Consider the following 13,838-nt stretch of genomic DNA (forward strand, 5'->3'; position numbering starts at 1 on the left):
GGAATTGTGGAGCATAGCTACTCACTATGCAATATAGAAAAAACAACATGTTGGTTTTTGCGACAAAAATAGATAAACATCCATAAATTGAGATTCTAAGGTGATCAAAAAGGACATTTTTCATTATTTTAGCTATTGCAGATGTAACAAGCCCCCGTGTAAAGTAACCAGCCGCAGGCTGGTTATATTTTAAGTCTTATTCCGTAAATTTTAGACACAAAAAAGCCGATACCATTGCTGATATCGGCTCTCTCTAATTTGGCGCTTGGCGATGCCCTACTCTCACATGGGGAAACCCCACACTACCATCGGCGTTATTACGTTTCACTACTGAGTTCGGAATGGAGTCAGGTGGTACCGCAACACTATGGTCACCAAGCAAATTCTTTACAGTTATTACACTGTTTGCTTTCTATAGAAGTTTTCACTTCGTTTTAATCTGAAAAGCTATAAATAAAGAAGTCTTTAAAACATAAAGTGTTCAATCTATTCTTAAGTCGATATTTCAATTAATCATACCACTTACGTACGAGTCGTACTTCAGTTTGTATGGTTAAGCCTCACGGGTAATTAGTACAAGTTAGCTCAATGCCTCACAGCACTTACACACCTTGCCTATCAACGTTGTAGTCTCCAACGGCCCTTCAGGGAGCTTAAAGCTCCAGTGAGAACTCATCTCGAGGCCTGCTTCCCGCTTAGATGCTTTCAGCGGTTATCAGTTCCGAACTTAGCTACCGGGCAATGCTATTGGCATAACAACCCGAACACCAGTGGTTCGTCCACTCCGGTCCTCTCGTACTAGGAGCAGCTCCTCTCAATTCTCAAACGCCCACGGCAGATAGGGGACCGAACTGTCTCACGACGTTCTAAACCCAGCTCGCGTACCACTTTAAATGGCGAACAGCCATACCCTTGGGACCAACTTCAGCCCTGGGATGTGATGAGCCGACATCGAGGTGCCAAACACCGCCGTCGATATGAACTCTTGGGCGGTATCAGCCTGTTATCCCCGGAGTACCTTTTATCCGTTGAGCGATGGCCCTTCCATTCAGAACCACCGGATCACTAAGACCTACTTTCGTACCTGCTCGACGTGTCTGTCTCGCAGTTAAGCTGGCTTATGCCTTTGCACTAACCACATGATGTCCAACCATGTTTAGCCAACCTTCGTGCTCCTCCGTTACTCTTTGGGAGGAGACCGCCCCAGTCAAACTACCCACCAGACACTGTCCGCAATCCCGATAAGGGACCTACGTTAGAACATCAAACGTACAAGGGTGGTATTTCAAGGACGACTCAATATCATCTAGCGACAATATTTCATAGTCTCCCACCTATCCCACATGTAGGTTCAATGTTCAGTGCCAAGCTATAGTAAAGGTTCACGGGGTCTTTCCGTCTAGCCGCGGGTACACTGCATCTTAACAGCGATTTCAATTTCACTGAGTCTCGGGTGGAGACAGCGTGGCCATCATTACGCCATTCGTGCAGGTCGGAACTTACCCGACAAGGAATTTCGCTACCTTAGGACCGTTATAGTTACGGCCGCCGTTTACCGGGGCTTCGATCATGAGCTTCGACCTAAGTCTAACCCAATCAATTAACCTTCCGGCACCGGGCAGGCGTCACACCGTATACGTCATCTTTCGATTTTGCACAGTGCTGTGTTTTTAATAAACAGTTGCAGCCACCATTTCTCTGCGACCAACAGTAGCTTACGGAGCAAGTCCTTCACCACCATTGGCGTACCTTCTCCCGAAGTTACGGTACCATTTTGCCTAGTTCCTTCACCCGAGTTCTCTCAAGCGCCTTAGTATTCTCTACCCAACCACCTGTGTCGGTTTAGGTACGATTCTCTCATATCTGAAGCTTAGAGGTTTTTCCCAAGCTGGTATCAACTACTTCATCTCCGTAGAGACTCGTCATCAGTTCTCAGCATTCTCACTAAAGAGAGCGACCCGGATTTGCCTAAGTCACTTGCCTACCACCTTAAACATGGACAACCATCGCCATGCTAGCCTAACCTTCTCCGTCACCCCATCGCAATATAAGCGAGTACTGGAATATTAACCAGTTTCCCATCGACTACGCCTTTCGGCCTCGCCTTAGGAGTCGACTCACCCTGCCCCGATTAACGTTGGACAGGAACCCTTGGTCTTTCGGCGTGGAGGTTTTTCACCCCCATTATCGTTACTCATGTCAACATTCGCACTTCTGATACCTCCAGCAAGCTTCTCAACTCACCTTCAACGGCTTACAGAACGCTTCCTCTACCATGCATGAACAAGTCATGCATCCGTAGCTTCGGTGGTATGTTTAGCCCCGTTAAATCTTCCGCGCAGACCGACTCGACCAGTGAGCTATTACGCTTTCTTTAAAAGATGGCTGCTTCTAAGCCAACTTCCCACTGTCTGAGCCTTTCCACATCGTTTCCCACTTAACATACACTTTGGGACCTTAGCTGACGGTCTGGTTGTTTCCCTTTCCACGACGGACGTTAGCACCCGCCGTGTCTCCCGCGATTGAACTTATTGGTATTCGGAGTTTGCAAGGGTTGGTAAGTCGGGATGACCCCTAGCCTTAACAGTGCTCTACCCCAATAGTTAGACGCGAGGCGCTACCTAAATAGCTTTCGAGGAGAACCAGCTATCTCCCGGTTTGATTGGCCTTTCACCCCCAGCCACAAGTCATCCGCTAATTTTTCAACATTAGTCGGTTCGGTCCTCCAGTTGATGTTACTCAACCTTCAACCTGCCCATGGCTAGATCACCGGGTTTCGGGTCTAATCCCAGCAACTATTCGCGCAGTTAACACTCGGTTTCCCCTACGGCTCCGCTATTCGCTTAACCTTGCTACTGAAATTAAGTCGTTGACCCATTATACAAAGGTACGCAGTCACAGAACAAGTCTGCTCCCACTGCTTGTACGTATACGGTTTCAGGTTCTATTTCACTCCCCTCACAGGGGTTCTTTTCGCCTTTCCCTCACGGTACTGGTTCACTATCGGTCAGTCAGTAGTATTTAGCCTTGGAAGATGGTCCTCCCATATTCAAACAGCATATCACGTGTGCCGTCCTACTCGATTTCACAGTAAGGTCGTTTTCATGTACGGGACTATCACCCTGTATCGTGAAACTTTCCAGAATCTTCCACTAACTTCCAAACTGCTTAAGGGCTAGACCCCGTTCGCTCGCCGCTACTAAGGGTATCTCTATTGATTTCTTTTCCTCGGGGTACTTAGATGTTTCAGTTCTCCCGGTTCGCTTCGCAACGCTATGTATTCACGTTACGATACCTTACTTAGTAAGGTGGGTTCCCCCATTCGGAAATCTGTGGATTAACGCTTTTTATCAACTCCCCACAGCTTAACGCAGATTAACACGTCCTTCATCGCCTCTGACTGCCTAGGCATCCACCGTATACGCTTAGTCACTTAACCATACAATCTAAAGTAGACCGTACAATTGAAATAACTAGGTATTATCTAGTTTTTTTCGCCTCAAGAATACTCAAGAACACTCTATTGTTATTAAACCATTCACTCAAAATGAATTATTCAATAACGTGTTTTAAGAACTTCTTTATTTATTCAGCTTTCCAAATTTTTAAAGAGCATATGCTAAAAGCATAATTTTCGTCTCTAACTCTGAATTTCAGAGTTAAAAAAACCAAAGTTAATTCGCTTGCTATTCTAAGCAGATTTAACTTTGGTCTCTTCCTGAGAACATGATGTGGTGGAGCTATGCGGGATCGAACCGCAGACCTCCTGCGTGCAAGGCAGGCGCTCTCCCAGCTGAGCTATAGCCCCACATCATTGTGGCTAGTAAATTGGTAGGACTGAGTAGATTTGAACTACCGACCTCACCCTTATCAGGGGCGCGCTCTAACCAACTGAGCTACAGTCCTACTGACATTTACTATGTCTTTAATTTCTTTATTCAAGCAATTTGTGTGGACACTTACAAAAATTAACGACTTTACGTAAGGAGGTGATCCAGCCCCAGGTTCCCCTAGGGCTACCTTGTTACGACTTCACCCCAGTCATGAACCACACCGTGGTCATCGCCCTCCCGAAGGTTAAGCTAATGACTTCTGGTGCAGCCCACTCCCATGGTGTGACGGGCGGTGTGTACAAGGCCCGGGAACGTATTCACCGTGACATTCTGATTCACGATTACTAGCGATTCCGACTTCATGGGGTCGAGTTGCAGACCCCAATCCGGACTACGACGCACTTTATGGGATTCGCTTACCATCGCTGGTTTGCAGCCCTTTGTATGCGCCATTGTAGCACGTGTGTAGCCCTACTCGTAAGGGCCATGATGACTTGACGTCGTCCCCACCTTCCTCCGGTTTATCACCGGCAGTCTCCTTAGAGTTCCCACCATTACGTGCTGGCAAATAAGGATAAGGGTTGCGCTCGTTGCGGGACTTAACCCAACATTTCACAACACGAGCTGACGACAGCCATGCAGCACCTGTCTCATAGTTCCCGAAGGCACCAATTCATCTCTGAAAAGTTCTATGGATGTCAAGAGTAGGTAAGGTTCTTCGCGTTGCATCGAATTAAACCACATGCTCCACCGCTTGTGCGGGCCCCCGTCAATTCATTTGAGTTTTAACCTTGCGGCCGTACTCCCTGGCATGGTCTACTTAATGCGTTAGCTTAAGAGCCCAGTTCTCAAGGAACCAAACTCCGAGTAGACATCGTTTACGGCGTGGACTACCGGGGTATCTAATCCCGTTTGCTACCCACGCTTTCGCATCTGAGCGTCAGTTACTTGCCAGGTGGCCGCCTTCGCCACTGGTATTCCTTCAGATCTCTACGCATTTCACCGCTACACCTGAAATTCTACCACCCTCTCAAGAACTCTAGTTTGCCAGTTCGAAATGCAGTTCCCAGGTTGAGCCCGGGGCTTTCACATCTCGCTTAACAAACCGCCTGCATGCGCTTTACGCCCAGTAATTCCGATTAACGCTTGCACCCTCCGTATTACCGCGGCTGCTGGCACGGAGTTAGCCGGTGCTTCTTCTGCGAGTAACGTCACAGTGGTAAAGTATTAATTTATCACCTTTCCTCCTCGCTGAAAGTACTTTACAACCCGAAGGCCTTCTTCATACACGCGGTATGGCTGCATCAGGCTTTCGCCCATTGTGCAATATTCCCCACTGCTGCCTCCCGTAGGAGTCTGGACCGTGTCTCAGTTCCAGTGTGGCTGATCATCCTCTCAGACCAGCTAGGGATCGTCGCCTTGGTGAGCTCTTACCTCACCAACAAGCTAATCCCACTTGAGCTCATCTAGTCGCGAGAGCTTTCAAGAAGAGGCCCCCTTTCACCCGTAGGTCGTATGCGGTATTAGCAGTCGTTTCCAACTGTTGTCCCCCTCGACTAGGCAGATTCCCAAGCATTACTCACCCGTCCGCCGCTCGACGCCAGAATAGCAAGCTATTCTTCGTTTCCGCTCGACTTGCATGTGTTAAGCCTACCGCCAGCGTTCAATCTGAGCCATGATCAAACTCTTCAATTAAAAGTTTTTGACTAATCAGCGATGCTGATTAAGTCGGCTCAATGAATTCTGTACTTCAACAACAAACCAAGGTTTGTTGTTTATAAAACCAAATCTTTCGATTTAATTTAATGTTCACAATTACATTGATATAATTTTTGGTCATTATATCTCTGCAAGTGCTCACACAGATTGCTTGAATAAATTGTTAAAGAGCATTGACCTTGACGTCTTGCGTCGTAGTCAGGCTGCGTATTATACGCAAACCAGTTTCGAAGTCAAGCACTTATTTGCACTTTATTTCAGGAAGTAAAAAAGTAACTTTCGATACTGATAAACACCTTTACTTAGCGGCTGTTGCCGTGTCAGTGAGGTCGCATTATAGAGATCTAATGGTTCCAATCAAGCATTATCTGTTTTTGCTAGCTAAATACCATAAAGCAGGCTTAATTAGTTTCAAAATAGCTCTTAATGTATAAAAAACAACCTTACCTATGCTGTTTTCACTATAAACATACTGCATAGCTGTTTTATTAAAGGTAACGACCTAATATAAATCACTCGCCCCCCCCCCGCGCACATCTATACCAGGTGCATTTTGTATGCATACATTGAGTTACGATAATTTTTACGAGCTTACCGAAGACACCATAGCTAACAGGCTTTTATACTCACGTACGTATTGCCGACTCATATGCAGATAATTAAATTCATGCATGGCGCGATCATAAGAAAAATTAATTTTAATTTGATTGTGACTTCGAACTAAACTTTTTGAGATGGCTATTTGTAACGCAATAGGATCTTTCGGGGGGACTATCCACCCGCCATTACCATGACCGAGCATATGTGGCATGCCGCCAACATTGGTAACAACACATGGTAACCTAGCCTGCATAGCTTCAAGTAAAGCAATAGGCGTTCCCTCTGTAATAGAAGGCATAACAAAAACATCAAAATAATTAAAGTAGCTCAGCAGTGACTCCACAAAACCAAATAGTAGAACATGTTCATCCAGCTCTAATAGCCTTATTTTATTTCGTAATCTATCTTCTTCAGTACCAGATCCAAATATCACAAGCCCAGTGTTTGCATCATGTTCAATCAATTTAGGTAATGCCTCGAGCAAAGCATCAAAATTTTTTTCTGCAGCAAGACGACCCGCAGCCATCAATCGCGTTGTTTTATTATGAATAAAATCATTTAAACGCTCTTCAATCGGGCACACAGGCCTGTAACCACCAATGCCATTTTCAATAACAGTATATTGACTAGACTCTAAGCTTTGGATATTTGGCAGCCTTGTCATATGTTGGCTAACTAGAAAAATTCGATTCAACTTTTTTAATGCATACTTATCTAGATATTGATAAAGCGCCATTCGACTAACTATTGGGGCTGACACGTAACCATGTACAGTAGAACAAATACATTTAAAACGATGTCGTTTTGGCGTTAAACCAAAAACGATATTAAATTTATAACCGTGGGAATGAACAACATCAAAGCCCTTATCTTCTGCAAAAAATTTTACGTATTGATTGATGCACAGCGACTCCAGCTTACTTATCCTTATTGAATTAACTTCTATACCGTATTGCTGGCAAATAGTTTCAAACTCTTTTTCTTTTTGTCCTTTATAACCAAAGCTAAGCAAGGCTGTATCATGACCAAGTATTTTTAGACCTAGCATTAATTCAATTAAGACTCTTTCTGCGCCATAAAAACCACCACTTTCTATCACGTGTAATATTTTCATTATCACAACATCCTTACCATTAACTGACACAGCGTCCTTTGCGTTTGTGAATGCTGCTTATCTGCAATACTTTACGCAAATATACATCACTGATTGTTTGCCAGCCATATTCCGAAAAGAGCTGATGTAAAATAAGTGGAGCTTCACGGAGATGATAACCATGTAACCATTTTTTTAATAAGCTATCTGCTCTAATATTAGGTTGCTGATTATCCATCATCCATGTAGAAAGACTTCCTAATACAGGTGTTTTGGTCACTTCTATAAAGTTCTTCACTAATTTACTGCTTGATTCATATTTTCGCAGGCGAATATTATTAGTACTAATAATTTCATAGCCATGACTTAATACATTATGAGTTGATACGTTTAAATGCTGAAAACCATCTAACACTGAACCCACAGAATTCTGATGCATAGCAGTCCTGTCGACACAGTTCTCACTGCTATATTCATACCCAGCCAACACTAATTCATTCTCTAACCACGCATTCATCGAACGACATAATGTTGTATCCGCTCGGTAACCAATAACCTTACGCCCTATAATTTGTGAGAGCTGAACTTTATAGCGGTTTAAATCGTCAATAATCTTGCGCTGATTAAAATGCTGAGCGTCAGCAGGACTATAATGCCTATATGCAAGCTCGTGCCCTTGCTCGGCTATTTTTTTTAACATCGAAGGAAAATGAGAGATAGTCCAGCCATAAACAAAAAATGTCGCCGTTACGTGATGGTCTCTTAATAACAATAAGAGCTTATCAACTGCATATTCGATACGCGGTGAGAGTAACCCCCAATCGCGTTCTTTTATAGTAAGCTGGTAAGCGGGGGCTTGAAAATAATCTTCTACGTTAATACTGAGTGCATTAATAATTGGCATAACAACCCCATAGTAATGTTCTGCTCTATTATCATAAAGAATAGACCATCACATCCGACTATCAGCAATTCATCTTACATTAACTAAATATCAGTCTATATTTTCATGGGGTGACCCATATTTTGATTTATCCAATGATAATAAAGGCTTAATTTATATGCTAACAGTGCTATGATTTATTGCTAATGACCTAACTTTCTTACTAAAAGGTGCTGCTCATGGAATACAATACTTCTGAACTATGCGATATATATGCAGATATGATTGATGTAGTTGAACCGATGTTTATGAACTTCGGTGGTAAGTCATCATTCGGTGGCCGAATTACAACAATTAAATGTTTTGAAAGTTTAGGTTTGATCGAAGAAACTCTTCAACAACCCGGTTTAGGTAAAGTATTACTGATTGATGGCGGTGGCTCACTAAGAAGAGCTTTAGTTGATTCTGACATTGCACAAATGGCATTTGAGAATGAGTGGGAAGGCATTATTGTTTACGGTAGTATAAGAGAAGTTGATCAGTTAGATGATATTAATATTGGCATTCAGAGTTTAGCTTCCATCCCTGTCGGTGCCGATGATAATCGTACTGGGGAAGTTGATGTCGCAGTTAACTTTGGCGGGGTTACATTCTTACCTGATGATCATGTCTATGCAGATAGTACCGGTATTATCTTATCCGCCGATGCACTTGATATCGAATAGAACATAGAAACAGAGGTATATGTTTTCTCAACTATACCTCTGAATCAAATTATGCTTCTTCTTCTAACTCTTCGAGTTCTTGAACTTCATCCATTCTACCGAGCAAAGAGCGTAAACGATCTTGCCACACATCTTGTTGGCCTTTAAGCTCAGAATTATTTGCTAATAGCTGGTTGTTTTCTTCTTTTAGCTCTTCTAATTCCATTTGTAAAAGGGAAATCGTATCAACTGCTGTTTGGACTTTACTTTCTAATTTATCTAATACGTCAAAATTCATTTTGTCACCCATAATTTAAGAATACAATATTGTGCTGAGAGGGCTTATCCCTTAGCTAGAAGAATACAACGCTAGTCAACCGACAACAAGTCTTATTAGTTAATTTATGATACCCCTAAGCAGAATTAAGTTTTTGTTTGTGAGCACTGACATTTATACATCAAATTGTTTGATTCATCGCTAATGACGGCATATCAGAATCAGGCCTACCAACAACTTTAGCCGGAACGCCTGCCACGGTTGTATGTTCAGGAACAGGATCGAGCACAACACTACCCGCACCGACTTTAGCCCCTCGCCCGACTTCTATATTACCAAGTACTTTAGCGCCAGCACCGATCATCACGCCCGCCCTAATTTTAGGATGGCGGTCGCCACCCTCTTTACCCGTACCACCTAAAGTCACACTTTGTAAAATAGACACATCATCTTCGACAACTGCTGTTTCACCAATCACAATGCCAGTTGCGTGATCGAGCATGATACCTCTGCCAATCGTTGCCGCAGGGTGAATATCAACTGCAAATACCACAGAGATCTGATTCTGTAGATAGATGGCTAATGCTTCTCGCTTTTGATTCCATAACCAATTTGCGATCCGATAAGACTGCAGTGCTAGAAAACCTTTCAAGTATAATAGCGGCGTCGAGAAATATTCAACCGCCGGATCTCGTTCTTGTACAGCGCATAAATCCGCGGCTACCGAATGCAAAATAGTTGGGTCTGCTTTTAATGCTTCTTCAATTACTTCACGTAATAAAATAGCAGGCATCGTTGCACTGCCGAGCTTATTGGCTAATTGAAAGCTCAATGAGCATTTTAAGCTGTCGTGATTTAGTATTGTAGAATGGAAAAAGCTCGCGAGCATCGGTTCCTGTTCAACCAATAATTTAGCTTCATCTCTAATCCTAAACCAAGACATTGAAAGTTTATCTTCCATGTTCATTCCTTTACAACATTTAGAGTTCACGTTTATATTAATCATTTTTTTTCTTTACTATTGAAATTGGGTCTTGGTGAATAAGCACTTCCGTATTGGCAAATTCACGGAGTAAATTCGTTTCTACGTTATCAGCAATCGCATGAGCATGAATCAAAGTAAGGTGATCATCTAATTCAATATGGAATTGAATAAATCGCATATAACCAGATTGTCGAGTTCGTAGCTCATGTAAACCGAGTACATTTTCTGTATTCTCGACAATAGCCGTTATTTTAGTAATATCTTCAGCGGGCAATTCATGATCAAGCAACGTCTGTATTGACTCCATACCGATCTCATACGCACTGTATAATATGTAGCAGGAGATTAAAATTGTTGCTAACCCATCAACCCAATAAAAACCATATGCAGATAAACTGAGTGCTATAAGTACTGTAGCATTGAGCCATAAATCCGATTTGTAATGTAGTGAATCAGCTTTAATCGCAACACTCGCGGTTTTAGCTACTACGTAAGTTTGATAACGAATTAATATAAATGTAAGCAGTAATGCAAAAATAGAGACTGCGATACCGAGCTCTGAGCGGACAATCGGTTGTGGGTCTAATAGTGCGCTAATACCATGCAACATGAGCAGGATTGATGAACCAACTATAAATGCTGATTGTACTAGCCCAGCTAATGACTCTGCTTTACCATGCCCAAAACGATGCGATTCATCTGCTGGTTCTAATGCATATCGAATCGCAAATAAATTGATAATGGACGCTCCAATATCTAAAAAAGAATCAGTCAAAGATGCCAATATCGATGAGGAGCCAGTGGCAAACCACACAAATAATTTACTGCATAATAAGATCACAGCTGTTACGACCGATGCATAACTGGCGCGTTTAACTAATTTTTCATGTTTAGAATTTATCACAAGTTTACCTTTTACATTATCTTGTGTTTATTATAAACCCGGGTAGTAGAAAAACAACGACAAGTTATTCACCTTAAACCCGCTATAAATGAAATAAAATAGCCTAAAAAAACATATCATCTGGTTATTTAACGATATTGAAGACGTATAGATATAAATATATCTTTTATAGTAGTGCGTTAATCTAAAATAAGAATAATAAATACGCTGTAATTAATCCTTGCTAGCGTAATCAGGTAGTTCGTCACAATCTCCAACACTTTAATTACAGATAACATTGTTTATTACAACGCCTTAGTTAAACTAACTACACACCAACATTATTGTGTTCGCTAAATAAAAAATGTAAAACAAGGTAAATCTTCGAATTATTTACTGCTTAACCCAGTATCCTAATACTATAAGAACAATTAACAGAGTGCCTAATATGACGAAATTATTATTAATTGATGACGATAAAGAACTAGCAGAATTGCTCGCTGAGTTTCTTAACCTCGAAGATTTCGATGTTGATATGGTACACGATGGTGAAGCAGGCTTAGCTGCAATCAGAAGTACACAATATGATATGGTACTTTTAGATGTCATGATGCCAAAGCTAAACGGCTTTGAAGTATTAAAAAAACTCCGTGTTGACAACAGTACACCTGTATTAATGTTGACAGCAAAAGGAGATGAGATCGACCGTGTGCTTGGTTTAGAAATGGGGGCTGATGATTATTTGCCAAAACCATTCAGTGATCGAGAATTACTCGCGCGTATTAAAGCAGTACTACGTCGAATAGAACCTGCTATTACAACAACGAAAAACACCGAATTATTAACCCATTTAGATATAGAAATAAATAGCCGAACACAGGAAGCCTGGTGCCAAAGTACTTTACTTGATTTAACCAGCACAGAATTGATGCTACTAGAAACGCTTATCTCTTCTCCAGGCGTTATCTTAACCAAAGCCGATTTAAGCGAGCAAGTATTAGGTAAAAAACTGACACCATTCGATCGTAGTATTGATATGCATTTAAGTAATCTGCGTAAAAAGTTACCAGAAAGAACAGATGAGAAGATGCGTATTCGCACATTACGTGGCCGCGGTTATATGTGGTTAGACACTTGATATCTGTCTCCCCGATGCTTTTATTTCTCTTTAAATAAGGTTATACACCCGTGCTTAGTAGCAAATTAAATCATTTATTCGTTAAAATTTTCGTCTGGTTTTGGTGCATGCTACTACTCGTGGTTGCGGTCGTCATTGCCCTGCCGACGCTCGATAGCCGAGTAATGAAACAACTCGATCCACGCTCAGTAAGCATCTTAAACAGCATTGCGCATAATATTGCGACGTCTGCGGAACGCTACCCAAGCGTGCCTCTACAAGTGCTAATAACACCTAAAGAAGCGCAAACCAAACATTTTTATTTGGTTGCGACTAATGGTGACATCATTTCTAGCACAAAAACTTCAAAAGCGATCCGTCGTTTTATTTTGCAAAGTGAAGAGTCATTATCACCAAAAGTAAAACAATATAAGAACTGGCTAATGACAGGGCCAATTTCTGTTGTTTTACGTGGAGAGCAATTCCAATTATATGCTGCACAGCAATTACCTGCCGAGCATAACATCTGGTTAATTAATGTATTAGATAGACCCTTTCTATTACTCTTTATTACGATGCTGGTCAGCATGCCATTATGTGCATCACTCGCGTGGCATATTTCCAAGCCACTACAAAAATTAAAAAAAACCGCATCAGATATTACCGACGGTAATTTAGATGCCGTTGTACCTGCAACGCAAAGACAAGATGAAATAGGTGAGTTGGCAAGAAGTTTACGCACCATGATGCTCTCAATTCGTGAACATATCTCACTTCAGCATCGTTTACTCAGTGATATATCCCATGAACTAAGATCACCATTAACTCGATTGAAGATGTCGGTAGCATTATCTAAGCGTCGTTATGGTGAGACGAAAGAAATCATGCGTATTGATAATGAATCAGAACGCTTAGAAGAAATGATTGCAGCACTACTCAATTTATCCAAAATGCAATTAAATGCCACGACTAAAGAACCTTTTAATCTTGATTCCTTATTACAACCCATTTGTGATGATGCAGTGTTTGAAGCGGAACAACTTGGCAAAACGTTTACTTATCAAGAGATCCCTGATGTCGACATTAAAGGCTTTCCCGCTCTACTCGGTAGCGCTATCGAAAATGTGATTCGTAATGCACTACGTTATGCTTCAAATCAGGTTAACTTAGCGATTATTAGCGACATAGATCAAATCACCTTTGTCATCACAGATGATGGACCAGGCGTTCCAGATGATGAGGTTGAACAAATATTCAAACCTTTCTATCGCGTATCACAAGCGCGTGATCGTGAATCTGGAGGTGCAGGACTTGGATTAGCTATTACCGAAAATGCCATTAGGCAGCATCACGGTGAGATAGCGGCAAGTAATAGAGAAACGCATGGTTTACAAATATCTATTACTATACCAATCAGTTAATCGCTATATTCATAACGGAATAAGGCAGGGGGAAGTTTATTGCTTCTCTTCTGCTATGTCTTCCGTTACCTCTTCAATTTTAACCTGTGGGCGTAATGGATCTTTCGTATCTAGCGCTGGGAACATCTTTTCTATTTGGCGACGTTGCTCTACGCGCGCTTTTTTCTGTTCATACATTTCAGTATCGAGATCTTCAAAAAACATATTAATCAAAATATTTAAGCTAAACGGTAGCGCACTTAATATAATTAAAGCTGCTACGATCAAAGTACTACGCTTTTTCATCACTTTTACCATTAGGTTGTTAATTTTGCTATTCTACC

Annotated in this window: 9 protein-coding genes, 2 tRNA genes and 3 rRNA genes; 3 read left to right on the forward strand and 11 right to left on the reverse strand. The window is 41.8% G+C overall.

Features of this window, described 5'->3' with window-relative positions:
• Positions 1-263: 263 nt before the first annotated feature.
• From rrf to FR932_RS16800, 7 genes are all read right to left on the reverse strand, one after another.
• Positions 264-379: ribosomal RNA gene (gene rrf, locus FR932_RS16770) — 5S ribosomal RNA — on the reverse strand.
• Positions 380-549: 170 nt separating this feature from the next.
• Positions 550-3,439, reverse strand: a 23S ribosomal RNA gene (locus FR932_RS16775).
• 293 nt (positions 3,440-3,732) lie between these two features.
• A tRNA-Ala gene (locus FR932_RS16780) sits at positions 3,733-3,808 on the reverse strand.
• 21 nt (positions 3,809-3,829) lie between these two features.
• A tRNA-Ile gene (locus tag FR932_RS16785) sits at positions 3,830-3,906 on the reverse strand.
• Positions 3,907-3,982: 76 nt separating this feature from the next.
• Positions 3,983-5,528: ribosomal RNA gene (locus FR932_RS16790) — 16S ribosomal RNA — on the reverse strand.
• The 16S, 23S and 5S rRNA genes sit together here with 2 tRNA genes alongside, the layout of an rRNA operon.
• Before the next feature lie 607 nt (positions 5,529-6,135).
• On the reverse strand, positions 6,136-7,266 hold the full coding sequence (locus tag FR932_RS16795) for a glycosyltransferase (protein ID WP_019441161.1): 1,131 nt from the start codon (positions 7,264-7,266) through the stop codon (positions 6,136-6,138).
• A 19-nt stretch (positions 7,267-7,285) separates the two neighbouring features.
• A complete protein-coding gene (locus FR932_RS16800) occupies positions 7,286-8,149 on the reverse strand; it encodes a polysaccharide deacetylase family protein (RefSeq protein WP_019441162.1) in 864 nt (287 codons plus the stop codon).
• 218 nt (positions 8,150-8,367) lie between these two features.
• Between FR932_RS16800 and rraA the strand changes: the two genes are divergently transcribed.
• On the forward strand, positions 8,368-8,853 hold the full coding sequence (gene rraA / locus FR932_RS16805) for a ribonuclease E activity regulator RraA (protein WP_019441163.1): 486 nt from the start codon (positions 8,368-8,370) through the stop codon (positions 8,851-8,853).
• Between the two features lie 49 nt (positions 8,854-8,902).
• On the opposite strand, the gene zapB is transcribed toward rraA, so the two are convergent.
• From zapB to FR932_RS16820, 3 genes are all read right to left on the reverse strand, one after another.
• Positions 8,903-9,130, reverse strand: a complete 228-nt coding sequence (gene zapB, locus FR932_RS16810) for a cell division protein ZapB (protein ID WP_026006261.1) — start codon at positions 9,128-9,130, stop codon at positions 8,903-8,905.
• Between the two features lie 160 nt (positions 9,131-9,290).
• Positions 9,291-10,070, reverse strand: a complete 780-nt coding sequence (cysE, locus tag FR932_RS16815) for a serine O-acetyltransferase (RefSeq protein ID WP_019441164.1) — start codon at positions 10,068-10,070, stop codon at positions 9,291-9,293.
• A gap of 37 nt (positions 10,071-10,107) precedes the next feature.
• Positions 10,108-10,998, reverse strand: coding sequence for a cation diffusion facilitator family transporter (locus tag FR932_RS16820; protein WP_019441165.1), 891 nt, complete (start codon positions 10,996-10,998; stop codon positions 10,108-10,110).
• A 427-nt stretch (positions 10,999-11,425) separates the two neighbouring features.
• Between FR932_RS16820 and FR932_RS16825 the strand changes: the two genes are divergently transcribed.
• Positions 11,426-12,115 carry a response regulator gene (locus FR932_RS16825; RefSeq protein ID WP_019441166.1) on the forward strand — a complete coding sequence of 230 codons (690 nt, stop codon included), beginning with the start codon at positions 11,426-11,428 and terminating at the stop codon, positions 12,113-12,115.
• A 107-nt stretch (positions 12,116-12,222) separates the two neighbouring features.
• Complete coding sequence (locus FR932_RS16830) at positions 12,223-13,515, forward strand: HAMP domain-containing histidine kinase (protein WP_019441167.1); 1,293 nt, start codon at positions 12,223-12,225, stop codon at positions 13,513-13,515.
• A 36-nt stretch (positions 13,516-13,551) separates the two neighbouring features.
• Here the strand turns inward: FR932_RS16830 and FR932_RS16835 are convergent, their stop codons facing one another.
• Positions 13,552-13,800, reverse strand: coding sequence for a hypothetical protein (locus FR932_RS16835; RefSeq protein WP_019441168.1), 249 nt, complete (start codon positions 13,798-13,800; stop codon positions 13,552-13,554).
• Positions 13,801-13,838 lie beyond the last annotated feature (38 nt).

Origin of the sequence: Moritella marina ATCC 15381 (assembly GCF_008931805.1) — a bacterium.
In the GTDB taxonomy this organism is placed as follows: Bacteria; Pseudomonadota; Gammaproteobacteria; order Enterobacterales; family Moritellaceae; genus Moritella; species Moritella marina.